Origin of the sequence: Paraglaciecola algarum (assembly GCF_021532655.1) — a bacterium.
Taxonomy (GTDB): domain Bacteria; phylum Pseudomonadota; class Gammaproteobacteria; order Enterobacterales; family Alteromonadaceae; genus Paraglaciecola; species Paraglaciecola algarum.
In genome coordinates this window covers 282,889-309,273 of record NZ_JAKGAS010000006.1, presented here as the reverse complement: position 1 = coordinate 309,273, position 26,385 = coordinate 282,889, and the positions used below count along the sequence as shown (strand labels likewise).

The window sequence follows — 26,385 nt, the reverse complement described above, 5'->3', positions numbered from 1 at the left end:
ACTAATGGTAATCTGTCGCCAGTAGAGTATGAGCAAAGTTCCTTAAGAAAAGTGTCCTGATTTAGTTGCGCAGAACACATAATGATGCGGGTAAAATACAAATAGAATACAAACAAATAAAAAACTTACTATCTACATGGAGTTTGAAACAACATTCGGACATAAATGAACTTAAATCCTAATTCAGTTAATCATTATTCACCTACTGCCACCCCTTCTCTTCTAGGATCTGCCCCACCGACAATTTTACCATTGTTAATTTCAAAGCCGAGTAAGCCACTGTTTAGTTCACGAACTTTAACACTATGCCCCCTATTTTCTAGGTTACCTTTAAGTTCAACAATCTCGGTATTAGATTCTAGAGCGGTATAATCATTGCGATTTGTCACTTTAGGTAAGTTTATCGCTTGTTGAATATCCAAGCCCCAATCCAACATCCCAATCAAAGTTTGTGCAACATAACTAATAATTCGACTACCACCAGGTGACCCAAGGGCTGCAACCAACTGTTCTTTATTGTTAAAGACCATAGTTGGGCTCATGGCGCTGCGGGGACGTTTATTCGGTTCAACCCGATTTAATACAGCTTGACTATTTCTATAAGGATTAAATGAAAAATCTGTTAATTGATTATTCAAAAGAAACCCTTCAACCATCAAGCCTGAACCAAAAGCAAACTCAATGCTAGATGTAACAGAAATTGCATTTCCTTGTTTATCAATAATCGAGAAATGACTGGTGTTAGGTAACTCGTAAGCATCCGCATTAACAAAATTCATTTGTGGAAAAGGTTTACCCGCGCGGGTTTTTCCCATGTCTTTATTTAATTCAATTTTCTTCGACCTGTCTTTTAAATAACGGTAACTGACCATGGCACTAAAGGGTAAATGGGTAAAGTCCATATCAGCGATATACAATTCTCTATCAGCGTAGGCTAACCTAGAAGCTTGGGTAAAAAGATGTATAGCATCGATTGAGTTGGGAGCGTATTGAGATAAATTATATGGCTCTAACAAGCGAAGTATTTGCAAAACGTTTACTCCACCTGAGCTAGGTGGCGCCATTCCACAAATTTTATACTCTTTATAACTTCCACATACAGGGCTTCGTTTAACCGCCTTATAATTTGCTAAGTCATTGGTTCTCAATAGTCCGGGGTTGATACTTGAAAACTCAACTGTTTTAACTATTTTTTCAGCTAAAGGGCCGGTATAAAACGACTCTATTCCATTTTTTGCAACGTCCATCAATACTCTAGCTAGTGCGCCATTCTTTTTAACTTGGCCCAATTTTAACCCTTTCCCATTTGGATAAAAGTATACTGACGAGCTTCTAAATTTTCTTAATCCTGGATGCAATTCTTTTTCGAGTAATGAGGCTAACCGCTTTGATACAGTAAACCCTTTATGGGATAGGTTAATACTATCATCAAATAATTTCCCCCAGGGCATATTGCCAAACTCTTCATGGGCCATATTTAGCGCTTTTAGCGTACCCGGTACACCAACTGATCTACCGCCAACAACTGCATCCATCCACTTTACTGGTTTATTATTGTCTAAAAACAAATCAATATTGGCTTTGCTAGGGGCCGTTTCTCTACCATCAAAAGTATGTAGTTTTTTAGCTTTATTATCCCAATATAGAATGAAACTACCGCCACCAATTCCTGAAGATTGCGGCTCTACTAACGTTAACATGGCTTGAACTGCTACAGCGGCGTCTATTGCACTACCGCCTTGTTTGAGTATATTCTTTCCTGCCCAAGAAGCATAAGGGTTAGCCGCAACCACCATATATTCGTCGGCCCTAAAAGCTTTCTTATCTTGGTAGCCCGTTGCTGCCTCTGGCTCTCGATCTTCTCTTGGTGTTTTGGCATGTAATAACTGTATCGAAATAACGAAACTTAACGAAAGGTAAAATAATCTAGAAAACACTTTTTTCTGGCTTAACTACTTAAAGATGAGTTAAACACTAACGTTGCGTGGCACAAGATGCAAATACAAATAACTAAAATATTATTAATTCGGTATCATAAAAGCACAAAATGAAAAACCTAAGTAATATGTTTAATTTACCCATTAAAGCAAAACAATTATGCTTGCCTGTATTTATTAGCCTGTTAGCAATTTTACTTTGGCTACTTGAACCTGCCAGTCATGAAATTTTTCCTTACGATCGTACTGCTATCATAAATGGACAATGGTGGAGAGTCATCTCAGGTCATTTTTTACACACCAATATTATGCATTTAGTGTTAAACATAACCGGACTAATTTTATTATGGGCCCTACATGGTCACTATTATAACTATCAAACGTTCGGCATTATAATTTTGCTATGTTTAGGCACCAGTTTAGGAATTTTTATATTTGCCAATGAATTGCTATGGTACGTCGGTCTATCTGGTATTTTACATGGATTATTTATCTTTGGCGCATATTGGGATATCAGTAAGAATATGAAAACTGGTTGGCTTCTCTTTATCATAGTTTGGTTAAAAGTACTTCACGAACAAATAGTTGGCCCTAGTGATGACATACAAAAATTAATAGAAGCAAATGTGGCAATTGATGCCCACCTATTTGGCACAATAAGCGGAACAATCATTGTTTTAGCTTTATATCTGAGGAAGTCTAAGACCTATAGAATCAAATAAACATTTGATAAACCATGGCTTCTAACAACTGACTAATACTTCCTTAAATGATCTTCAATACTAATTTACCCTTATTTTCGCCATTAAATAACATCAACAAGGCATTTGGAAAATTTTCCAAACCTTCAACTACATGTTCTTTTGCTTTTAATTTTCCTTGAGAAATCCAACCTGCCATTTCCATCGCGGCTTGCGGGTAACTGGCTGCGTTATCAAATACAACTATGCCTTCCATTTTCGCTCTATTAACCAATAAACTCAGATAGTTAGCAGGACCTTTAACTGGTGTGGTGTTATTATATTGACTAATCGCCCCACAAATTACAATTCGAGCCTTCATTCTGATTTGTGTTAAAACAGTATCAAGGATTTCACCTCCTACATTATCAAAGTAGATGTCTATGCCTTTTGGACAGGCTTGTTTTAGTGCACTTTTAACGTCTTGATTTTTATAATCAATCGCAGCGTCAAAGCCCAATTCATGAACTAAATAATCGCATTTTTCTGGACCTCCAGCTATACCAACTACTCGACAACCTTTTAATTTAGCTATTTGCCCTACAACCGAGCCAACTGCCCCCGCAGCCCCTGAAACTACAAGGGTTTCACCTGCTTCGGGTTTACCTGTGTTTAACAAGCCAAAATAGCCTGTCATACCCGGCATTCCTAATACTCCAAGGTAGCGTTCTAATGGTGCAATATTGGGATCAACTTTGTGTACACTTTTAGCTGGTACAACAGCATATTCTTGCACACCACAATGACCGTAAACATTGTCCCCTACTTGAATATCTTTATGGGTAGATTTCACTACTTTACCTACCGTGCCAGCGCGCATTACTTCACCCAATTTAACAGGTTCAATATATGACTTACCTTCATTCATCCAACCTCGCATCGCTGGATCAAGAGATATATACTCCACTTTAACCAATAGTTGATTTGCTTCTAATTCTGCTACTTCAGATTCTACAAACTGCCAATTATTTTCGTTTGGTAAACCATTAGGACGAGATTTAAGTAGTACTTGTTTATTCAACATTTCAACGAACTCCACTGCAAATTAGTATTGAAACTATGTGATTTATTTAAGATTAATTAAACATTATTCCCATAAATTAAGGTAAAAAACGCAAGTTTTATAAATTACTTTGGCCTTCCTAAAAAAACACTTGTAAATTATTATCGTTCTTAGAGATGACTATGAGATCGTTGATTTTACTCATCTAACCCACCAATCGTTAAAAATTTTGTTAACTTATTGTAAGCAAAACCTGCACTTAATCAACACCACTATAAATGTAATAAAAAGGTGAAACAAACTTCACAATAAAACAACAAAAAAGAGGTTAATATTTAGCCAAACTCAGTGTTAGTATGTATCTACTCGGCGTAAACAGTAGTTTTTAAAAAACTTTAAAAACCGAGAAACTTTCAAAGTTTAATCATGTAATTGGAGAATCAACATGGCATTTAAAAAACAATATTTAAAATCAAAGGCTGTTTGCAAAGTAACTTTCAAGTTATCAAAAGAAGAAGCTCAGCAAGCTGAAAAAGTAAGTCTAGTGGGCGAGTTTAATGACTGGGACAAAACTTCATTGCCAATGAAAAAATTAAAAAATGGCGGTTTTACCACAACGGTAGATTTGCCCAAAGATTCTGCATATCAGTTTAGATATTTATTAGATAACGAAATGTGGGAAAACGACTGGCAAGCGGATAGTTACGTCCCCTCACCTATTTCTTTAGAAGATAACTCTGTAGTAGCAGTATAAAAAACAGCATCTTTATAACTCAGGCTCAACAACCTTAGGCCTGAGTTTGCTTTTCTGACAACACACCCAACATAAAACACAAACAATTCGATATTATGTGTAATTAGTCTTCACAATTATTTAATTTCACGTTAACCTTAATCCAAATTTATTTTAAATATAAAGTGAACGGATTATTTATGATTTTAAAACTATTAAAACCACTCCTATTTATTACGTCTTTAGGTTTAGCGTTACCATCTTATAGTAACGCCCCCCCTAATATAGTGCTGATAATCGCTGATGATTTAAATTGGGATGATATAGGGGCTTACGGCCACCCTAATATTCATACACCTAACTTAGACAATATGGCACAAAATGGTATGCGATTCGACAGCGCCTATTTAACTGCTAGCTCTTGTAGTCCAAGCCGTTCGAGTATATTAACAGGGCGATATCCACATAATACAGATGCTGAACAACTTCATTGGGATTTACCTTTGTCACAAACCACTTTCTCTGAGAAGTTAAAAGAGGCTGGTTATTGGACTGGTGCAGCGGGTAAGTGGCACATGGGGGAAGCAATAAAGGAACGCTTTGACATGGTTCGTGAAGCTTATTACGGCAATGGCTCTCTTTCTGGCTCAAGCGAATGGTTAGCCCTGCTTGATTATCGGCCAAAAGACCAACCCTTCTTTTTATGGCTAGCGGCGTGGGATGCTCATCGACCTTGGGTGCCAGGTCAAAAAGATTTGCCACATCAGCATAAACAAACCGATGTCCGCCTGCCCCCTTATTACCCACCAACAGAGTTATACCTTAACGATTTTGTAAACTACTACGATGAAATTAGCCGGTTTGATATGAATGTAGGTAAAGTCATCAGCAAGTTAGAAAAGCAAGGTATTGCAGACAATACTTTAGTTATTGTGATTGCTGATAATGGCCGTCCTTATGCACGGGACAAGACTACTTTATTTGATTCAGGGGTTAAAACTCCGTTTATCGTTCATTGGCCAAAGGGGATCAAACAGAAAGGTTCAACAACCAAGAGTATTGTTAGCTCTATTGATTTATCGGCAACCTTTCTTGATCTTGCAAACGTACAGAAACCTTCGACTATAGAGGGCAAAAGCTTTAAAGACTTATTTCAAACCCCTAACAAACCTTTTAGACAGTATGCTTTCTCTGAACGTAACTGGCACGACTTTGAAGACCATGCTCGCACGGCTCGTTCAAAACGTTACCGCTATGTTCGTAACAACTATAATGACTTACCAGCTACTCCTAGCGGTGACACTGTATATCACGAAACATGGGATGAACTTATTCGGCTATACGATGCCGGAATGTTAAACATGCATCAGTCTCGCCCATTTATCGCTCCACGTGCAAAAGAAGAATTATATGATTTGCAAAACGATCCATATGAATTATATAACTTAGTTGACGACCCAAAACATCAAAGAGTGCTAGTGGAACATCGTGACGCTCTAGATAATTGGATTAAAGAATCCGGGGACTTTATACCCAGCATTCGTACCCCTGACGATTTTGATCGCCTGACAGGGGAAAAGTTACCACCTCGTAAACGCCCTCGTCCTCCCAAAATAGAACAATATGGTAAATCTGGAAAATACTAATACTAATACTAATACTAAGCTTAATTTTGTCAGGTCTATTTTAAGGACCTGACAATACTAGCTAGGGATGCACTAATTAAAAGTCACTAGTTATTTTTTGCAGCGTCCGCCCTTTTTCTCAGTGTAAGCCAAATCAAGGGTTGGTATCAATCAGCAAAAATAAGTACAATATTCAACATCTCTGTTCGATTCTAATCACCTCAAAATGCCTGTATTACATCATCAAATTCATTCCGACGATAACAACAAACCTTGGTTATTACTAATTCATGGTTTATTTGGAAGCCTAGATAACTTATCTGCATTACGTCGATTATTTAGTACCGATTTTCAGATTTTATCAATCGATTTACCCGATCATGGACAATCAGATCATTCTGAAAGTTTTAGTTTTGAACATTGCGCTTCAGTCACTGGCCAGTTGTTAGATAGTCTCAAAATTTCAAGCATTACTGTAATTGGCCATTCATTAGGCGGAAAGGTGGCCATGCAACTAGCATTGTCTAGACCGAAGTTAGTGAATAAACTGGTGGTATTGGATATTGCACCAGTTAAGTATGAACCGCGGCATGATGAAGTTATTAGCGGTTTAAATAGTGTAATTTTATCTAAGCTTGAAAATCGTAAGCAAGCTGATGAAAATCTTCAAAAATCTATTGAAGAACCTAGTACTAGGCAATTTTTATTAAAAAGTTTGTATAAAGACCAGAACGAACAATGGAAATGGCGGTTTAATCTACACCTATTGCAAAGGGATTACCAAAATCTATCAGCAGCTATAGTATCAAAAATCCCTTTTACCAAACCTGTATTGTTCATCAAAGGTGGTAACTCAAATTACCTATTAGCTGAACATAAACCTGAAATCATCAAATTATTTCCGAATAGTCAGTTAAAAATAATAGGCAACACTGGTCATTGGCTACATGCTGAAAAGCCATTACTGTGTTATAAATTAGCTTGCGCCTTTATCCAACTTGATAGTAAGGTTATTTAATCTTCATATTCGGTATGCTACGCACTATCATGGCAAAGACAGCACCTCTACTAGCAATATTATGTTTGATTTTTTGTTTCAAAATACAGGCCCAGATTGAGGTGAAGTTTGCTGTCAATAGTCCAGGTGCAAAGCCTTATTTCTTTAATGATACCCAAACAAATCAATATAAAGGCTTAATTGTTGAGCTGTTAGCCGATGTTTCATTTAGTAACGAAATAAAAATAAAATTTGTAGATTCCGAAAAAAGTAGAACAGAATATTTATTACAAAGCGGCCAGGTAGATGCTTTCATGTCCAGTTACCGATGGCTCAAACACCCTGAAAAATTCCTTGCTTCAAGGCCCATTCTAAAACACAAAGATTACCTATATCAATCCAGGCCCTTTTCAGTAGATTACAATTTATTAAAATTATCAAAAACCTTAATTTGCACGAGAAGAGACTTTGTATACTCAGGATTACAAACATATTTTGCACTCGGTATTTTGCAAAGAGTCGATGTAACTGAACAAGATCGTATGTTAGACATGTTGCTAAATGACAGGTGTTCTTTAGCAATTATGGGAGAGTTTAAGGCAAACGAAATATTAGCCTCAAATAAATACATGCAAGATCAAGTATTTAGATCTGCTAAACCTATAGAAGTTAACGATATTACAATATTTATAAAACCTGAGTTAGCTAAGGTTAAGCAAGCAATAGATACCTCAATTATAAAAATGAAAAAGTCTGGTTTAATTGACCAGCTCATTAAGGCTTATAGTAAAAACTAACATTCGACTAGTAGCAATTTAATTGAAGCTAAGTCTGTGGTAAAGTACCGCCGATTTTTCAAAGGGTTAACCAATTAAATGATAAGTGATAATTTCGAACTTATAGAAGCGATAGGATTAAACATCTGTCTAGCTGGTTTGTTCATTTTAATGACTTACGCGGTACACGATATTCTAAAGAAAAATAATGTACCCATAATAGGAAAAATTGTGGTGTATTTTGTATTGTTTTTAGGTGCCGCTGGCTTCATTTTTAAAGGTGTAATGCAATTATTTATTGGCGAATAAGCCAAATTTATCAATTAATTAAAGTGTGAGGAAAGATTAATAATGGCAAGTGTGGGCCTATTTTTCGGCAGTGATACTGGCAATACTGAACATATCGCTAAAATGATTCAAAAAGAATTAGGTAAAAGCCTGATTTCTGTACAAGATATTGCTAAAAGCAGTAAAGAACAAATTGCTGAATTCGATCTTTTACTATTTGGCATTCCTACTTGGTATTACGGTGAAGCCCAATGTGATTGGGATGACTTTTTTCCAGAGCTCGAACAAATCGATTTTGAAGATAAATTAGTCGCTATTTTTGGTTGTGGGGACCAAGAAGATTATGCCGAGTACTTTTTAGATGCTATGGGTATGGTACGAGATATAGTAGAAGCAAAAGGTGCAATTTTGGTTGGTCAATGGCCTACTGAAGGATATGATTTTGAAGCCTCTAAAGGTATGGCTGATGATGATCATTTTGTTGGTTTAGGTATAGACGAAGATCGACAACCTGAACTGACCGAAGAAAGAGTCAAAGCTTGGTGTAAACAAATACATGAAGAAATGTGTTTAGCTGAGTTAGGTTAAGTACTACGGATTTGTTTAAAGGGAGTTAAACTCCCTTTAAAATTGAAAATTTGTTACGACTATTTTGTTAACTTTACTTTCAATCGAAAGTAACTCCCCTATAATGGCAACATAAATTATTTGTAAGTAAGTCAATGGAACATAATAAAGAACTAAAAAAAGCGGGTCTGAAAGTTACCTTGCCGCGATTGAAAATATTAGAAATATTACAGCTTCCAGAAAACCAACATATTAGTGCTGAAGACGTATATAAAATTCTAATTGACCAAGATGAAGATATTGGTTTGGCCACGGTTTACCGCGTGTTAAATCAATTTGACGATGCGGGTATTTTGAATCGCCATCATTTTGAAGGTGGAAAATCAGTTTTTGAAATTAGTCACAAAAAGCATCATGATCACCTAGTTTGTTTAAATTGCGGTAAAGTTATCGAATTTGAAGATGAAATTATTGAGAGACGCCAAGAAGAAGTAGCGGAACGTCATAATATGGATTTAATTCATCATAGTTTATACCTTTATGGACAATGTAAAGAAAACTGTGACGAAGACTAACTATTCCAAAATAATCCCTTAATATATAAAAAACGCCTTTAAACTAGGCGTTTTTTATTTTCCCCTTATTACCAATTTTTTGCTTTGTATTGATCAGTGACTTTAGCTTGCACCCAAGTATCACCTTTTTTTGAATTTTCTTTTTTCCAAAAAGGAGCTTGAGTTTTTAAAAAGTCCATAATGAATTCATTCGCATGAAATGCTTCTTGTCTATGTTGGCTAGACACACCAACAAAAACAATCTGCTCGGATACGTTTAACTGCCCTACTCGATGGATCACAGTAACCCGGCCTATCGACCACCGACTTCTAGCTTGATCAACAATTTCGGCCAATGACTTTTCTGTCATTGCTGGATAATGTTCTAAGAATAACCCAGACACCTCGCCACTTTGGTTAAAGTCTCTTACTAAACCAACAAAAGTAACAATAGCACCGTCTTTAGGATTGTTATCTCTGAGCTTTTTATATTCTGCAGCTAAATTAAAGTCATCTGTTTGAACTCGAATAACTGTCTGTTTGTAGTAGCTTAGTGACATAAATGAATTCCTTGCTCTACCCGCCAGTAACCGGAGGGAAAAATGCAATTTCATCCGAGTCTGAAATGACTTGTTCGTCTTGTACCAACTCTTGGTTAACTGCAACTAACACTTTTCCCACTTGTAAATACTCTTGCCAACCTTGTTCTTTTGTTTGCAAGTATTGCCTAAGTTTACTCACAGTATCTAAAGTTTGATTATCTTGTTGCCAATCCAACTCTAAAGCGGATGTTTTGAGCATGTCTTTTAATTGTCCAAAAAATAGAATTTTTAACATAACTGCTCAACCTTGTTATCACCTACCTTTTTGTCAGCTACTTGCCAATCACCACTTTTACCACCTTGTTTTTTCAGCACCCTGATACCATCAATTTCCATTAGTGGATCAACTGCTTTACACATATCAAATAAAGTTAAAGCCGCTACACTGACTGCGGTTAAGGCTTCCATTTCTACACCTGTTTGGCCAGCCAATTTACATAAAGCAATAATGCGCACCTGTCGAGATGTATCTAAGGTTTCAAAATCTATTTGTACTTTAGATAACATAAGTGGATGACACAGAGGTATTAAATCACTGCACCTTTTAGCCCCTTGAATACCGGCTATACGAGCAATTGACAATACATCACCTTTAGCATGTTGGTTGACTTTAAGTTTGCTAAAAGCTAACTCTGACATGCGTATATAACCTTCTGCTATGGCTTGACGTTGGGTGACATTTTTTTCTGTCACATCCACCATATTAGCCTTACCTTGCTCATTTATATGAGTGAAATTTGTTTCTGTGGTCATTGGTTAACCTCTAGTTTCACAGCTTTGCTGGACATTTTTTAAATGGATCGCAAAATTACAAGGCTTATGAGTTGAGTCTAATTGTTCTTTTAAAATCCCCCTCCAAGCAGTTTTACAAGCCCCTGTAGAGCCAGGCATACTAAATATTGCGGTACCATTTGCCATTCCACCCAGAGCTCTAGATTGCACAGTTGAAGTACCTATTTCTGTATAGGATATATGCCTAAACAGTTCTCCGAATCCTTCAATATTCTTATCAAACAAAGGTCGCAAGGCTTCTGGTGTAGTGTCTCTTGCAGTAAAACCTGTACCGCCTGTTATCAACACTATTTGTATATCATCAGACGCGATCCAATTTGAAACTAATGCTCGAATTTTATACTTATCATCGATCACAATTTCTTTATATAAAACATGATGCCCCGCTTCAGTGGCAACACTTTGCAAATAACGGCCAGACGTATCGGTTTCTTCTGTTCTAGTGTCAGACACAGTTAACACAGCAATATTCAATGCTTGTTTATCAGTAGTGTTTGTTGAGGACATTTTAATACCTTGTAGCTCCAATAAATTCTTAAATCTTGTAGACAGGATTGTTAAATCTTTATATTAGTTTTATGTTGTTGCCATTCTTGCTGTGTATTGATATTGACCAAATATGTAGGGTCCATAGCTTTAATTTGTATGCTGTCAAATTTAGCTAATACTTTTCGAATTGACAGGTTACTAGTTTTTCCCGCGGTATTTACTACCTGAACTTTTGATAATTGTTGGTGCATATATTTGAAAAAATCCGCTGAAAAAGAACTAGACAAAGACACGTATAAAGGAAATATATGGTCTTGATAACTACATAAAGATTGAACTCGTCTACCTCTCTCCCACAAAAGCTCTAAATCCCCTACCCTTAAAAATGGCATATCTACTGGTAAAAAGATCACTTCGTCTATTGATGGTTGTTCTTGTTTAAAATAAGCCAACGCACTGTATATTCCCGATAATGGCCCACAATCCGCAAACTCATCAGGCAGACCATTGTGGTGTTTTTCACCACTCACCCAAACGTTTTCACCCGCTAAGTTCGCCAATAAATTTTGGCTCAAGGTTAATAAATTGGTTTTATTGTCAGTTAGGGTCAGTTGGCTTTTATCTTGGCCCATTCGCGTTGACTTTCCGCCTGCTAAGACCACGCCAGCTAACATATCAACTTACTTAATGGAAAATATAAAGAAGCCAATATTACCCACCTAACATGGCCAAATGTTTAGTGCCGCCTGTGTATCCGTCTTGCAGCCAATGTGTCGCTTCTTTATCACCTAATAAACCATGCAATTGTGTTTCTAAGACTTGACTATCCTCTTGTTGCAAAGCAGGTCGAATATCTAAACCTTGATCGGCAAACAAACATAAATGTAACTTACCTGTAGCCGACACTCTTAAGCGGTTACAGGTATTACAAAAGTCTTTGCTATAAGGCATTATTAAGCCAATACGTCCGGCAAAATCTGGATGGTAAAACTCTTGAGCTGGGCCTGCGGCTTTGTCTCTAATTAACTGGCTCCAACCTTGCTCAAGTAGTTGCGCTTTGATGGGCAAACCTGAAACATGATTTTTCTTAAAGAATGCTTGATTATCACCGGTTTGCATGAGCTCAATTAAACGGAAACTAATAGGCGTTTTTTTCACCCAGTTTAAAAACTGATTTAACTCTGAGGAATTGTATTGTTTGAGCAGTACAGCATTAACTTTAACCTTTACGCCCAAAGCTAATGCTTTGTCGATACCAGTTAAAATTGAAGTCAATTTGTCGTGGCCCGTAATTGACTGAAACATACGAGGATCTAAACTATCAATACTGATATTTAATGAATCAAGCCCTGCATCCACCCATTTTTGAATGTCTGATTCGAGCTTATAACCATTAGTTGTCATCGCAACGTGTTCAATACCTTGGGTATTGGCGCAAGTAGCAATAATTGCTGGTAAGTCTTTACGTAGAGAGGGTTCGCCACCGGTTACGCGTACCTTGGATGTACCCAAAGCTGCAAAACCTTTTACTAAAGTTTGTATTTCCCTAAGCGAAAGGAAGTCTCTATCACTGTCACAGGTGTAACCATCTGGCAAACAATAGTCGCACTTAAAGTTACACACGTCAGTGATAGACAGCCGTAAGTAATGGAAACGGCGCCCAAATTTATCTTCTAACATGTTTTGTTAACACCTTTCCAAATTTAAACACTAATTAGCTAGTGTTTACGGGAGGCTGTTCGATTTCTCTTGCAACCCTGGCGAATATTGCAAACTAATTCAAATATCAATTAGCCTACAAATCCACGGCCACAGCAACTTGTCTTAAGAGTAATTCTTGAGGTTTAGATGAAGCGGCTCGGAGCTATAAATACTGTTAAAAATTATTTCACATATTAATTAACAGTGCATATATGTATTTGTACCATATTCTTGACTCTGAGTAATCCCAAACGACATAAATATAGCTGAAAAATGTAACAAAAAAATAAAGCTGGTTTAGTTTTTTTGTGACAACACATAACCTATGATGCTTTAGAAATGCGGTTTCTCCCCTCTGCTTTAGAAGTGTACAAGGCAGCATCTGCGGCACAAATTAATGCTTCTGATGTTTGATGTTTACCATCTTGCTCACAGGCAATACCTTGGCTTACTGTTACTCTAAAAGATGCTGGCAATCCAATATCAGCAAAACTTAATGAACTAATTTTTTGTTGGATCAAACCGGCAATACCTGAAGCATTATGAATATCACATCTAGGTAGAATCACAGCAAACTCTTCACCACCATAACGGGCAGCGATACATTCTCGAGTAGGTAGATAGTCTTCGATAACTTTGGCAATTTTTTGTAAACACTTATCACCGTTCACATGGCCAAATTCATCGTTAAAACATTTAAAGTAATCAACGTCGATAATGATTAGACTCAATGGTTGATTATCTCGTACACTTTCTTGCCAATTGCTTTGTAGTTTTTTATCTAGGGCATATCGATTAGATAAACCGGTTAAGTGATCGGTGTAGGCTTGCCGGCGTAATTCACTGTATTCTTTTTTATGTTCGGTTAGATTATGCAAAACCCCAACAATTAGGTTTCCTGTCTCGGCAGATAATCCAGCCAAACTAGACAAGGACAAGTCGGCTTCTAACCAAGTGCCATCAGTGCGCGTAATTAATACTTCTTTGGGACCATAATTTAAATTACCTTTAGACTCAGTTTTGCTCCAGTTAGACAATATATATTCATAGTCTTCACGACAACCATCATGTAAATGAGAAAACCATTTTTGGCCGATTAAGTTTTCTTTAGAATCGCCAAAAAATTTTGCGGCTAATGGATTTAACGCTTCTATCACCCCTTCTTGGTTAATCACAAAAATACCTTCAGCAATAAAATTGATCATGTTCACTATGGAAGTAATGCTTTGGTCATAAATTGGTTTTGATAGTGTTTTGAACAACAAATGTTGCTTTTTTGATTGGCCGTTTTTAGTTTCTATAGAGGTTGAATCTGGCATTTTACTTTCTCAATAAGTTACATCGCTAATTCGATGTAAAACAGTTTATTGAGAATTTTTGATTTTTACCTTCTGGTAACCTTCTGATTGTAACTAACTGATATTAATATGTTAATTTAAAAAGACAAAAGTAAAACTCAGTAAATACTGAGCTTTAAATTAGGGAAATATTAACGAGGGTAATTAACCATCCTAGGATCAGGACTCGCATATTGATTACCATGTGCATCTTCTACAACTAATTGAATACATATGGTTTCTTGATCTATGTCTGAATCAGATAAGGTTAAACTCTGGCCATCAGATGACAAATTTGGTGTTACATCCTTAGTTGCATCAATAGGTATATAGGCAGTTAGCGGTTGTTTAAAAGAAACGGCCGGGCTGCATTCAGCACTCAAAGAAAATATTACATCACTTTCTTGAGTAACATTGATTATTCCTTCGGGATGGTAATTAAAGGTAGCAATACCATTTGTGATATTTACTGTGGTACTAATATTTTGACTCATTTGAACTTTCCTTTTTGTTTTAAATTAGTTAATTTTGTTCAATTCCAATTGTGACTAAATATTGGATTAAGCTATTTACTTCTGAAGTCTTATCCAAGCACTTGTGAGCTGTTACGTAGGGAATTAAGTATTCATAATTGTGACTTTGGGTTAACAAAGGTTTTAAAAGATTGATGGCGTTTGCGCACAAGTTTTCTTTTTGTTTTACCTTACCTTCATATGATAACTGTCGAGATTGAAGTAGTTTATACTTTGCAGAGGCCAACAGGTACTTAGGGTCTGCAAAATTGGATGTTCTTTTATCTAAGAAATTGGATTTAAATAACTCAATATAATGAAGGCTATTTGCCCAGTCACCTTTATTTTGAAAGTAAGTAATCGTTTCAATTATTATATTTGAGTTTAAATTTTCCTTATCAATTTGAGAAATCATCTCAATTAACAAATTTTCATTCAGGGGTAAGTTTAGTTTTTCGGCATACGAGGCTTTCGTTAGGGTTAACTCCAAGTTATCTGTAGCCCACTTTTTATTATTCGGATCTTGCTCTAATACTTGATTAATCAATATTAATGCTTCAGATATGTGTTTGTAGGCAGTAGAGTAATTGTTTAAAGAAGCCATTAGCTTTCCAAGCATCCAATTCGAATAAGCCAATCGTTCTACATATGCGGCATTATTAGGCTCTACCTTTAGCACTTGAACTAGAGTTTTGTTTCCCTCCTTTAAATGCTCTGTAGTTCTCGTTAGATTCCCTAAATGTTGTTCAGTTGTGGCTATCCAAGATAAAGTGTCTGCTTTATCTGAGAGTAACAAATTATCGTTAGGAAATAGTAATATAGCAGTATTGTTATATGTTAAGGACGATTCAAAGGATAATTTTGCTTTTGCGTAATCTTGCAATTCTAGGTAAACAGAACCGAGGATATTGTCTGAATTATACAATTCCACCAAACTATCTAGGCCTTCTGGATCAATACCGTACATTATTTCGCTATATTTTTTGTACAAATAATAATAGGGTTTTGCCCCCTCAAAGTCACTTTCGTCATACTTAAGTTGCCCCAACCAAAAAGCATTGGCGCCTAACATCTTGAGTAAATCTAAATTCGCGTTATCTGTTAACAACAAGTCACCTAATAACTCTTTAGCCGTACTAAATGCTTGTTCCGCCTCTTGGGTTTTCCCTCGAGAATAGGCCACCTCGCCCATGGCTTGTAATGTTTGCGCATGTTGGAATTGAGATTTTTTGTTGAGGGTTGTGTCTAACAAAGATAGAAATGAGCTTTGTTGTGTATCTTGATTTGAAAAGTATTCCAAGGCTTTGTTACTTATGCCATCAAGCAAATCCATTCGTTTTACACTACGAAGTTTGTCAGCAAAGTCACCTACCATAAAGCCTAATAGGCTTTCAGCTTCCACTCGTTTTTGTTGCGCTAGCGTCTCTGCCTCATAACTTTTGATGCTCATGAATACCGATGTAATAGTTAAGAAGCACAAACAGGCAATGACCATACGGCTTAACCATAAACGGTTTTTAAATTGTTTTTGTGAGGCATTAATAAAGTCTTGTTCTTGGGAGCTTAGGGCGAATATGGGATTGGTTTGTAAAGCTTTAGCTTCTAATAAAGGTTTACCTTTGGCCAATAAATAAGCAGTACTTTTGCCTTCTGCAATCCACTTTTCACTTAGCTGTTGCAGGCGACTTTTGATTGTTAAGCTTTCCTGATGTTCACTAATCCATTTGGCGGCCCTTGGCCATCTGCGTAACAGCGCTTCGTGAGCCAAACTAAAGCAGGCTTGGCCTTGTTTCAAATGAGACACAAACAAACGGCTATCTACCATAGCCTGGACTAATTCTTTTTGAGCTTGGTTTGTGAGTTGCGACCAACGCGCTGCGCGACTAGTGATATTCTCATGTGCGGATTCATCTTCTGCATTTACAGTGACCAATTGAGATAATAAATACGCAAGCTCTACCTGTTGTTCTTTAGGTAACTTAATAAAGACCTCTTCAGCTTTTTTGCCTATAGCGCCTTCAATGCCACCCAGTTCTTGATACACTGAATAAAGTAGTTCGTCTTTCTCGCTACGTTGTAAGTACAACTCTTGTAAGGTGTATTGCAACATAGGCAATGAATCAGGATGGCGCGCCGCCTGCTCACACAATATTTCGTCAAGGGAAATATTAGTCGTTTGATCTAGTGCCCAGGTCAACCCTGCCGCTTCGGCTGGTAGACGGATCATATGCATTAGCTCGTTACGAGTAGGAGGCATTAAATCAAAATGCGCCCCACTATCTTTACCGTCCATTAATGTTTTGTATTCAGCTAATAAAGGATAAAAGTCATTTCGACAGGCACTCACAACTATCACGTGCCCAGTAGAGGCAAATAAATCCATCAAACCGATAAATTGTTGGCGTTCAAAATCATTAAATAAAGGGGAAGATAAAATCACCTCAAGGCGATCAATAAATATAAACAGCTGATTGTTGGTATTTGAGTTTTGGTTTATCTGCATAAACGAGCTTAACAAAGATAGCACTTCAGCTATATTGCTTCTGAGTTTTTCCGCTAAAGTATCCGCACTTAAATTTTCAAATACCACTTGGCCATTGATATCCCAATCGAGCATAGTTGACGCTAAATCGACGAATAATCGATTTTTGGCTACATCGGCTAAATCTAGGGTGGTGTAGGACAAAACTCGGAAGCCATCGAAACCGTTCTCACATAACAAACGAGGTAATAACCCTGCATTTACCAAAGACGATTTACCGGTACCACTAGGGCCAAGCAACAAACAAAATCCTCGGCCTTGATTTATTTGAACCGATAAACGTTCCAACAAGTTTAATATTTGTGCATTTCGACCAAAAAAGACTGACGCTTCTTTGGTATCAAATGCACTTAAGCCCGGAAAAGGAGAGCCATTTTGCCAATTAGTTTTACTTGTTGAAAGCGTGTCACTTAAAGGGAATTCAATATTAGCAATGACTCGATAACCACGCTTACGTATGGTCTCAATGTAGGTAGGAGCACTGGCTTTGTCGTCAAGGGCTTTGCGTAATTGGGTAATAGCTTTATGGATAGGGTTATCACCCATGTCGGCATTACCCCAACATTGACTGATAATTTGTTCGGCACTTAACACTTCACCTTGTTGTTGACACAATAATACCAAAACGTCCATAGCTTTGGGTTCTAATTGTTTTGTCACCAGCCCATTACGAAGGGTGTTATTAGCAGACGTTACTTGCCACTTGCCTATAAAAAACAGCCTAGAATTCATTATTGTTATTATATATCCGTAGATTTTTGCTGAATTACTTTACCTTAATTTTGAAAGACTAATGATTTTTGTAAGTGAATTCAATGCCCTAATAATTTAACCTTAATAAAAGTAATTGGCACATTAGTTGTAATCCTATTTTTCAGTAAAGGAAATGCGCTTATTCCAACTAAGAAATAATTGCTACATAGGGGACATATAAAACATGACAATAGATACGTTTATCAATACCCATAGGCTGCCTAGTGGTTTTAAGACGATTGTGACTGAGCACTTTATTCCATTAGCTAAGGAAATAGTGTCGCACCACGGTGGTGCAAAGATTCCCTATTTTGTTGGTATTAATGGCTGCCAAGGCTCTGGTAAGTCAACCTTGTCAGAGTTTTTAAAAAGCTACATAGAAGCCGAATTTAGTATGAAAGTGGTCATAATGTCATTAGATGACTTCTACTATAGCCAAGCTGATAGAAGTATTCTGGCAAGAGATGTTCATCCTCTTTTTCAAACCCGAGGCGTTCCAGGTACTCATGACACACAATTAGCAAAAACCGCCCTGCAAAACCTAAAAGCCAATCATTTACCAGTTACTATCCCAAGATTTAATAAAGCAACAGATAACCCATTTCCTAAAAAAGAATGGACTCAGTTAGATTCCACAGTGGATATTGTTATTTTTGAAGGTTGGTGTTGGGGAGTTGAAGCTCAAGAGCATAAAGCACTAGCTACCCCAGTAAATTTAATGGAAGAGCGTAAAGACAGTCTTGGTTTATGGAGGAATTACATAAATAACCAACTCAATATTCACTATAAACCTTTGTATCAATTTATGGACCTATGGGTAATGTTTAAAGCTCCTTCCTTCGACGATGTATATACTTGGCGATTAGAGCAAGAACAAAAACTAATAACCTCACTTGAAGACAGTGGTGACAAACAAAAAGCTAATGGTGTAATGAACCCACAACAAATATTAGACTTTATACAACATTATCAACGACTCACAGAGCATTGTTTAGACACTTTACCAGCAAAATGTAATCATGTATTTGAACTTGATAAAGATAGAAACATTATTGCCCACGTTAAAAGTGCAGATAAAGTGGTAGATAATATCGGAGAAGTTAAAGAGTAAACATGACTAACAATTACTTAGTATTTACAGATTTAGATGGCACCTTACTCGATCATCACACTTATAGTTTTGCCCCAGCGTTAGACACATTACAAAAATTAAAACAAAGCTATGTTCCTGTAATCGCCAATACCAGTAAAACCTTTGCTGAACTTGTTGAAATTCGAGGGGCACTTCAATTAGAAACACCATTTATTGTAGAAAATGGTGCCGCCGTATATATTCCTACCACATTTTTTAAACTACAACCTAAAGACACTAAGTATCAAAGTGGATACTGGGTAAAAGAGTTTTCGCAACCTGTTGAGCATTGGGTCGACTTAATAAAACAGCTAAACACAAGTTTTGAAAACGAATTTGATCACTTTGCCAATATGAGTATCGAAAAAATTTGTGACGCGACTGGTTTATCTGAACATGATGCAAACCTTGCATCAAAAAGGGAGTATTGTGAACCCGTCTTGTGGTTAGGAGACGAGCAAACCAAGAAACTGTTTATACAAGCTGCTGAGGAACTAGGAGCCTCTCCATTACAAGGAGGTCGTTTTTTACATATAACCGGGCAATGTAATAAAGGAATTGCATTAGCTTGGTTACTGCGTGAGTATCAAAAACAAACTGGCCTAATAGATTGTCAGTCTATTGCCTTAGGTGATGGTCATAATGATATAGCGATGCTTGAAGAAGCGGATATTGCGATTCGAATTTTATCGCCCACTAACCCACCACCTTCATTAAAACGCACTGAAGGTTTAATAACTAGTACTGTATATGGCCCATCTGGTTGGGCGGAATGTATTGATGCGTTACTTTTTTCTTAATTAGACTTTTTTAACGTTATATTTTTTAAGATTATTTTTTAACTTTTTTTTAAACTTTTTAAACGGAGCAAACATGGCTGATTTTTATCAAAATGGCATGGTGACAACTTTACATAACTTAGATGATCGTCCGGTGGGTGAATTAGAAGCTGAGTTAGTTGAGTTTTCACAAAAACGTCCAATGGCCTTAATTTTACCGTCTCTTTTTTCTGAATTAGAAGGCACTGCCCTACCTAATATTATTGATCATATCTGTGATGTGCCTTATCTGTCACAAATTGTTATTGGCTTAGATCGTGCAACGCAAGAGCAGTACCAACATGCCCTCAAGTTCTTTGGTAAATTACCACAAAATCATAGAGTGTTATGGAATGAAGGTCCAAGATTACAAGCTCTAGATGCAAAATTAGAAGCTTTAGGTTTAGCCCCTAAAGAATTAGGTAAAGGCCGAAATGTTTGGTATTGCATGGGTTATGTTTTAGCCACTGGCAAAGCAGAATCAGTAGCCTTGCATGATTGCGATATTTTAACCTATGACAGAGGTTTATTAGCTCGTCTTATTTACCCAGTGGCTAACCCTCAGTTTAACTATGAATTCTGTAAAGGGTACTATGCTCGAGTAGCAGATGGAAAAATTAACGGACGTGTATCTCGGCTATTAGTCACTCCACTCATTCGAGCCTTGCAAAAAGTGGTGGGCCATAACGAATATTTAGAATATATGGACAGCTTCCGCTACCCATTAGCGGGCGAGTTTTCATTTAGACGTGATGTGTTAAACGACATTCGTATCCCAAGTGACTGGGGTCTAGAGATAGGTGTGTTGTCTGAAATGCAACGTAACTATTCTAACAACCGCTTGTGCCAAGCAGATATTGCAAAAACTTATGATCATAAACATCAAGATTTATCTGCTAATAATGATCAAGGCGGCCTGTCAAAAATGTCGATTGATATCACCAAAGCCTTAATTCGTAAATTAGCTACACAAGGTGAAACTTTTAACACTGAAACATTCAGATCGTTAAAAGCTACCTACTACAGAATTGCCTTAGATTTTATCGAAACTTATAACAATGACGCCATTATGAATGGGCTTAAATTAGATATTCATAGCGAAGAAAAAGCGGTTGAGTTATTTGCTCAAAACATAATGAAGGCTGGTGAAAGCTTCTTAGACAACCCAATGGAAACTCCATTTATTCCAAGTTGGAATCGTGTTGTTAGTGCTATTCCAGACGTGTTAGATCAATTAAAACAAGCGGTAGAGCTTGACTACGAAGAATTTGCAAAAGGTTAAGGAAACAAAATGTTATCTATATTTGAACAACTAACTGAACGTGTGGAACATCATCTAAATGTTATATATCAAGATGTAGATTTAAGTATTTCTATTCCTGAGCTAAGCCAGCAACTGTTAGCTACTATGAGAATTGGCGATGCCGATTCTATAGTAGAGCCCAAACAACACCATAATAGTTGGGATGAAAAAGACGTTTTACTCATCACATACGGAGATAGCGTCGAAAAGCCCGGAGAAAAACCACTACATACCTTACATACATTTCTAAAAAATTACTGTGCAGACTCGGTGAATAGCGTACACATTTTGCCGTTTTTTCCCTATAGCTCAGATGATGGATTCTCGGTCATAGATTACAGCAGTGTAAATGAATCATTAGGTGACTGGGATGATATTGAAGCCATTACCCAAGATTATCGTTTGATGTCTGACGTGGTGATAAATCATTGTTCCTCTAGAAGTGCTTGGTTTACTAATTTTATTAAAGGTGAAGGTCCAGGGCATGATTTCTTTTTTACTGCCTCACCAGACATAGATACTTCTATGGTAACACGACCAAGGACCTCGGACTTATTACGCCTCACAGAAACAGAGAATGGTGAACAATATGTTTGGTGTACCTTTAGCCATGATCAGGTGGATTTTGACTTTACTAACCCCAATGTATTAGACGCTTTTGTTTCAATTATCCGTCAATACTTAGATACGGGTATCCGCTTATTTAGACTCGATGCCGTCGCTTTTTTATGGAAAACCATAGGTACTAGTTGTATTAATTTAGAGCAAACTCATGAAGCGGTAAGATTACTTAGAACCCTGATTGAACACGCTGTAGATGATGCGGTTATTATTACTGAAACTAATATTCCTAATCGTCAAAACTTAACCTATTTTGGTAATGCCAACGAAGCCCATGGGATCTACAATTTCTCATTACCCCCTCTATTGGTTAATTCATTAGTAACAGGCTCATGTAAACATTTAAAATCCTGGTTAGGAAGCATGCCTCCGGCGCAAAATGGAACCTTCTTTTTTAACTTTATAGCTTCCCATGATGGAATAGGATTAAGACCCGCGGAAGGTCTTCTGGATGACACAGAGTTGACAACTTTAGTGAATACTATGCAAAATTTTGGTGGCCGTATCTCATGGCGAAAGTCAGAAAATGGTGAACAAAAAGCCTACGAAATCAACATTGCACTATATGATGCGCTGCAAGGCACCACTAAAGGTGAAGACAAATGGGGATTGGAACGATTTGTTTGTGCTCATGCAGTGATGTTCGGATTAGAAGGTATTCCAGGGGTCTATATTCACAGCTTACTTGGCACAGGTAATGATTACGAAAAAGTCAGAAATACCAGTCAAAATCGTTCAATTAACCGACATAAATGGGATTATGATAGTTTAGTTGAAGTGTTAAACGACCCGCAAAGCCAACATGCAAAAGCACATGGTCGTATAACAGAATTACTCAATATTCGGAAAAATCAACCAGCCTTTCATCCAAATTGTACCCAGTTCACCTTACAATTAGGTGAGCAATTATTCGGCTTTTGGCGACAAAGTTTAAAGCGCAATCAAAGTATTTTTTGTGTACATAATATGTCTGACCAAATACAAACGCTGCGATTAAGTGATCTTAATCTGATAGGTACAGATACTTGGTTAGATTTAATCAGCCAGCAAACTATTTGTATGGAAGATTTAGAATACCAATTGCAGCCATATCAAAGTTTATGGATATCCAACACCTTATAGAATCGAGCAAAAAACAAGGACGTTACTTGCTTAAATACATATTGTTTTATACCAATCCGCATTAATAAGTGTCTACTTCTAACTCTTTGATAATTCGTCAGTTATTAAAACCTATATAAATACTGTATTCACTAAGCGACTAATGCTTTAGGTATTTCGCACTAAATTCCTAACTCAAGCTTATAACCTTGTCTAACTTATTGTTTTAATTATATAATTCTAACATGGCATAAACTTTGATATTAGTGTGATAAGGCAGATGAACAACACTTATTTTTAAAAAGTCTGCTTATTGTTGAATCAGAATAATTTGATTGAACAAATCTAATCAATAAGGTTAAGCCGTGCGCACTGGACAAACCTTAATGTTTACTAAATCAATATAAATTTATGGAGAGTCAAATGACTAAAGTTTTAATCGTATTAACAGCAAGCCTATTTTCACTAGCAATTACAGCGCAACAACCTGAAGATAATTTTAGTAAATTAGATACTAATAATGATGGACTAATAAGTATCGATGAAGCTAAAAGTGATCCTACATTAGCGCAAGTTTTTACTGAGTTAGATACTGATGAAGATGGTTATTTAAGCAAAGATGAATTAGCTGAACTTGGGAAAAAACTTAATTAATAACTTAATATATAAGTATAGAGGTAACCATCACTCCTCAGTGGTTACCTTTTTTCTGTTAAATTCAACATAAAACTAGACAGCTGCTTACCGCGCCTTTTATTAGTGCAACCATTAAACATTAATTGATCACTCATGGTGCACATGAAATAATGACTTTAATTGAGTTTAGTTCTAACTAAAAACAGAACTAAATATTAAACTTATAAATATCAATAACTTAATCATTACATACAGAACTAGACCGAATGGACAGGATTTTGGCACCCTTCGTGCAATTCAATTTTTGAAATAAACCTTAATAATATTCTTATTCGGAAAACACAATGACAAAAAGTATGTTTAAAACCACACCATTGGCAAAAGCCATCGCTCTTAGTTTAGCTGTTATGATACCCACACATGTTTTAGCACAGGAAACTGAAGAGGCAAAAGAAGATAGTGTTGAACGTATCGAAGTAACAGGGTCGTTAGGTAGTTTACCAGGACAGGATGTTGAAGCCGTTTTTGGTTTTGGAAAATCGATTTTAGAAACCCCACGTTCAGCATCAACTATCAGTGATGAGCAACTTGAGCGGTTTAGTGTAACTGACATTGATGAATTAGTGGCATTTGCACCAGGTACGTTTACCCAGTCATTTTTTGGTGTGGCCGGCTCCTTAGATGTGCGTGGTACACCAGGTGAAACCTATTTTCGTGGAGTAAAACGCTTAGACAATCCGGGTAACTACCCTACTCCTATTGGCGCTTCAAGCCGTATCGATATTGTGCGTGGCCCAGCATCACCTATTTATGGTCCTGCAAAAATTGGCGGGTACTTAAACTTTAATCCTAAGTCTGCTCGCGCGAGTGGCGGTCAATACCTAGAAGAAAATAAAGGCGCTTTTTCCTATACAACAGGTAGCTGGGACAAGAGTGTTATGACTGCTGAGCTGGGTGGACCTGGTAAGATTGGCGATAAAGACATGGGTTTCTATGTTTATGGTGAAGTTGAAAACTCAGGTAGTTACTACGACAACTCTGAAACCGACCAAACTATATTGCAAGCTTCATTTAATGTTGACATTAGCGACGACCTTCGAATTGAATTTGGCGGTATGTACCACGATTACGATGGTAACCAAGTTGCTGGTTGGAACCGTTTAAGTCAAGACCTAATTGACAATGGTACTTATGTAACGGGTACAGCTAAGCCATTAGATACAGACGGTGATGGCTCTATTTCTCACCAAGAATATGGCATGGTGAATTTAGCAGGTAACGGTTTCTTTTATCCATTTGCACCAGCCTTTACTGATGAAGATGCAACAGAAGCCATGAAACTAGATAACCCTGGAACAGCTACACTTAAAGGTAACCAAACACTAGTAGCACCGGATGACGTGTTAACCAATACCGTAGAAACATTTTATTTTGATGTGTTTTATTACACAGATAATGGCTGGGAAATTAAGAATCAAATGTTCTATGAGGCATATGATAACCTTAACGAAAACGCATATGGATTCTCACAAACCCATGATAGCTCAGTATTTGAAAACAAGTTGATATTCGCTACCGAATATGAAAATGACAGCATGTTAGCTCAATTCCAACTATCACCTTCTGTACGTCATACTGAGTTTTTCCATGCAGATGACTTTGCTAATGAGTTTTTTAACCGTCGTGACTTAACAGGCCCATCTACTGCCTTAGATAGAAGACTATTAGCTACTAGAATTGGTAAAGACTTCGATAATCATGACACTGGTAGTTATACCGATTATGGTTTTGCCGCTATGACAGATATCACTTGGGATATGGGTTTAAACATAGTATTAGGTTTACGTTATGACACAATTGATGTTGAAACCACAAGCCGTGGCGATTTATTGCTGAACCAAACAGATATTAATACAGCAGAAGAAACCTTTGATGGTACATCTTGGAACGCAAGTATTTCATATAAAACTGATTTTGGCTTAATCCCCTACATTACAGCAGCTGAGCAAGCGACGTTAATTGCGGGTCAAGGGGCTGAAATTGGTTACGGTCAATTAATAGACGGCGATGGTAATCCTTACAATGGTGCGTTTGATACATCGGAATTATTTGAATACGGTGTTAAAGGTTCATTCTTAGACGACAGTTTGTACTTTGCATTATCTGTTTACGAACAAGAGCGTACCGACTTTAATGCTCAAGCGATTGTTACCAACGCAACTACGCAAAACAAAGGTACTGAATTTGAATTACGTTGGGTTGTTTCTGATCAACTTTTAATTAGTGCTGGTTATACCAACCTTAAAGTTTATAACCTTACAGCCTATAACAATGGCGAAGGTGGTTCATTATTTGGTTTCTTAGGCATAGAAGATCTTACTTCATTATCTGATGCTTCTTTAATTTACGGCGGAAACCCAATTGGTCTAACGCTTATAGCTGAAGGAGACAAAGAAGGCGCGCGTAAAGCCGGTATTCCAGAGAATATCTATACGTTAACCGCCACCTACGACTTTGAAAATGGGTATGCAGTTAACGCTAGTGTTGTGAAGTCTGATGAAACCTTCTCTAGCTTCTCACAATCGGTTACCTTACCTTCATTTACCTTAGTAAATGCAGGTGTGTCGTATACAGTAGATACTTGGTCAGCGAGTCTAAATATTAAAAACTTAACTGACGAGAAATATTTCAGAGCTAACTTCCCTGATTTATTTGGTGCACAGATTGTATTACCTGAATTACCACGTCACTTCCAAGCGACAGTTAATTATAAATTTTAATACAAATTAATCATGTTCAAGGGTAAATATGTTCAGCATATTTACC

Annotated in this window: 25 protein-coding genes and 1 riboswitch; of the genes, 14 read left to right on the top strand and 11 right to left on the bottom strand. The window is 37.0% G+C overall.

Annotated elements, in window-relative coordinates; all coding sequences use genetic code 11:
- Positions 1–194: 194 nt before the first annotated feature.
- Entirely contained in the window at positions 195–1,937 is a 1,743-nt protein-coding gene (gene ggt, locus L0668_RS12885; protein ID WP_235313048.1) for a gamma-glutamyltransferase, read from the bottom strand.
- A 110-nt stretch (positions 1,938–2,047) separates the two neighbouring features.
- Here ggt and rrtA point away from each other — a divergent pair, with 110 nt between their 5' ends.
- Complete coding sequence (gene rrtA / locus L0668_RS12880) at positions 2,048–2,659, top strand: rhombosortase (protein ID WP_235313047.1); 612 nt, start codon at positions 2,048–2,050, stop codon at positions 2,657–2,659.
- A gap of 43 nt (positions 2,660–2,702) precedes the next feature.
- Here rrtA and L0668_RS12875 read toward each other — a convergent pair whose 3' ends face one another.
- Positions 2,703–3,701, bottom strand: coding sequence for an NADP-dependent oxidoreductase (locus tag L0668_RS12875; RefSeq protein ID WP_235313046.1), 999 nt, complete (start codon positions 3,699–3,701; stop codon positions 2,703–2,705).
- A gap of 424 nt (positions 3,702–4,125) precedes the next feature.
- Between L0668_RS12875 and L0668_RS12870 the strand changes: the two genes are divergently transcribed.
- The 7 genes from L0668_RS12870 to fur all read left to right on the top strand — a co-directional run bounded on the left by L0668_RS12870 (position 4,126) and on the right by fur (position 9,241).
- Positions 4,126–4,434: an isoamylase early set domain-containing protein gene (locus L0668_RS12870; protein ID WP_235313045.1), complete on the top strand. Its 309-nt coding sequence runs from the start codon at positions 4,126–4,128 to the stop codon at positions 4,432–4,434.
- Positions 4,435–4,613: 179 nt separating this feature from the next.
- The gene (locus L0668_RS12865; protein WP_235313044.1) at positions 4,614–6,059 is read left to right on the top strand and encodes a sulfatase family protein; all 1,446 of its coding nucleotides are present in this window, start codon (positions 4,614–4,616) and stop codon (positions 6,057–6,059) included.
- Between the two features lie 205 nt (positions 6,060–6,264).
- Positions 6,265–7,056, top strand: coding sequence for an alpha/beta fold hydrolase (locus L0668_RS12860; RefSeq protein ID WP_235313043.1), 792 nt, complete (start codon positions 6,265–6,267; stop codon positions 7,054–7,056).
- A 29-nt stretch (positions 7,057–7,085) separates the two neighbouring features.
- Positions 7,086–7,832 carry a substrate-binding periplasmic protein gene (locus L0668_RS12855; protein WP_235313042.1) on the top strand — a complete coding sequence of 249 codons (747 nt, stop codon included), beginning with the start codon at positions 7,086–7,088 and terminating at the stop codon, positions 7,830–7,832.
- Between the two features lie 78 nt (positions 7,833–7,910).
- Positions 7,911–8,120 (top strand): DUF2788 domain-containing protein, encoded by a 210-nt coding sequence (locus tag L0668_RS12850; RefSeq protein ID WP_235313041.1) that lies wholly within the window; start codon positions 7,911–7,913, stop codon positions 8,118–8,120.
- A gap of 42 nt (positions 8,121–8,162) precedes the next feature.
- Complete coding sequence (fldA, locus tag L0668_RS12845) at positions 8,163–8,687, top strand: flavodoxin FldA (RefSeq protein WP_235313040.1); 525 nt, start codon at positions 8,163–8,165, stop codon at positions 8,685–8,687.
- Between the two features lie 134 nt (positions 8,688–8,821).
- On the top strand, positions 8,822–9,241 hold the full coding sequence (gene fur, locus L0668_RS12840) for a ferric iron uptake transcriptional regulator (protein ID WP_235313039.1): 420 nt from the start codon (positions 8,822–8,824) through the stop codon (positions 9,239–9,241).
- 68 nt (positions 9,242–9,309) lie between these two features.
- Here the strand turns inward: fur and moaE are convergent, their stop codons facing one another.
- From moaE to L0668_RS12795, 9 genes are all read right to left on the bottom strand, one after another.
- Positions 9,310–9,780, bottom strand: coding sequence for a molybdopterin synthase catalytic subunit MoaE (gene moaE / locus L0668_RS12835; RefSeq protein WP_235313038.1), 471 nt, complete (start codon positions 9,778–9,780; stop codon positions 9,310–9,312).
- Positions 9,781–9,796: 16 nt separating this feature from the next.
- Positions 9,797–10,057: a molybdopterin converting factor subunit 1 gene (moaD, locus tag L0668_RS12830; protein WP_235313037.1), complete on the bottom strand. Its 261-nt coding sequence runs from the start codon at positions 10,055–10,057 to the stop codon at positions 9,797–9,799.
- Complete coding sequence (gene moaC, locus L0668_RS12825) at positions 10,051–10,575, bottom strand: cyclic pyranopterin monophosphate synthase MoaC (RefSeq protein WP_235313036.1); 525 nt, start codon at positions 10,573–10,575, stop codon at positions 10,051–10,053. Before moaC ends, moaD begins: the two co-directional genes overlap by 7 nt.
- A gap of 3 nt (positions 10,576–10,578) precedes the next feature.
- The gene (moaB, locus tag L0668_RS12820; protein WP_235313035.1) at positions 10,579–11,121 is read right to left on the bottom strand and encodes a molybdenum cofactor biosynthesis protein B; all 543 of its coding nucleotides are present in this window, start codon (positions 11,119–11,121) and stop codon (positions 10,579–10,581) included.
- Between the two features lie 50 nt (positions 11,122–11,171).
- Complete coding sequence (gene mobA / locus L0668_RS12815) at positions 11,172–11,777, bottom strand: molybdenum cofactor guanylyltransferase (RefSeq protein ID WP_235313034.1); 606 nt, start codon at positions 11,775–11,777, stop codon at positions 11,172–11,174.
- 37 nt (positions 11,778–11,814) lie between these two features.
- On the bottom strand, positions 11,815–12,783 hold the full coding sequence (gene moaA, locus L0668_RS12810) for a GTP 3',8-cyclase MoaA (RefSeq protein WP_235313033.1): 969 nt from the start codon (positions 12,781–12,783) through the stop codon (positions 11,815–11,817).
- Positions 12,778–12,979: riboswitch (molybdenum cofactor riboswitch) on the bottom strand. Its footprint overlaps the gene before it by 6 nt.
- Before the next feature lie 148 nt (positions 12,980–13,127).
- On the bottom strand, positions 13,128–14,123 hold the full coding sequence (locus L0668_RS12805) for a sensor domain-containing diguanylate cyclase (RefSeq protein ID WP_235313032.1): 996 nt from the start codon (positions 14,121–14,123) through the stop codon (positions 13,128–13,130).
- A 170-nt stretch (positions 14,124–14,293) separates the two neighbouring features.
- Entirely contained in the window at positions 14,294–14,635 is a 342-nt protein-coding gene (locus L0668_RS12800; RefSeq protein ID WP_235313031.1) for a DP-EP family protein, read from the bottom strand.
- A 28-nt stretch (positions 14,636–14,663) separates the two neighbouring features.
- A complete protein-coding gene (locus tag L0668_RS12795; RefSeq protein ID WP_349815646.1) occupies positions 14,664–17,855 on the bottom strand; it encodes an nSTAND1 domain-containing NTPase in 3,192 nt (1,063 codons plus the stop codon).
- Positions 17,856–18,132: 277 nt separating this feature from the next.
- On the opposite strand from L0668_RS12795, the gene L0668_RS12790 reads away from it, so the two are divergent.
- The 6 genes from L0668_RS12790 to L0668_RS12765 all read left to right on the top strand — a co-directional run bounded on the left by L0668_RS12790 (position 18,133) and on the right by L0668_RS12765 (position 26,339).
- Positions 18,133–19,059, top strand: coding sequence for a kinase (locus L0668_RS12790; protein WP_235313029.1), 927 nt, complete (start codon positions 18,133–18,135; stop codon positions 19,057–19,059).
- Positions 19,060–19,061: 2 nt separating this feature from the next.
- The gene (locus L0668_RS12785) at positions 19,062–19,880 is read left to right on the top strand and encodes an HAD-IIB family hydrolase (protein WP_235313028.1); all 819 of its coding nucleotides are present in this window, start codon (positions 19,062–19,064) and stop codon (positions 19,878–19,880) included.
- Between the two features lie 73 nt (positions 19,881–19,953).
- Entirely contained in the window at positions 19,954–21,180 is a 1,227-nt protein-coding gene (locus tag L0668_RS12780; RefSeq protein ID WP_235313027.1) for a glycosyltransferase family protein, read from the top strand.
- 9 nt (positions 21,181–21,189) lie between these two features.
- Positions 21,190–22,944 carry a sugar phosphorylase gene (locus L0668_RS12775; RefSeq protein WP_235313026.1) on the top strand — a complete coding sequence of 585 codons (1,755 nt, stop codon included), beginning with the start codon at positions 21,190–21,192 and terminating at the stop codon, positions 22,942–22,944.
- A 402-nt stretch (positions 22,945–23,346) separates the two neighbouring features.
- On the top strand, positions 23,347–23,577 hold the full coding sequence (locus tag L0668_RS12770; RefSeq protein ID WP_235313025.1) for an EF-hand domain-containing protein: 231 nt from the start codon (positions 23,347–23,349) through the stop codon (positions 23,575–23,577).
- Positions 23,578–23,903: 326 nt separating this feature from the next.
- Entirely contained in the window at positions 23,904–26,339 is a 2,436-nt protein-coding gene (locus tag L0668_RS12765; RefSeq protein WP_235313024.1) for a TonB-dependent siderophore receptor, read from the top strand.
- Positions 26,340–26,385: the final 46 nt, after the last annotated feature.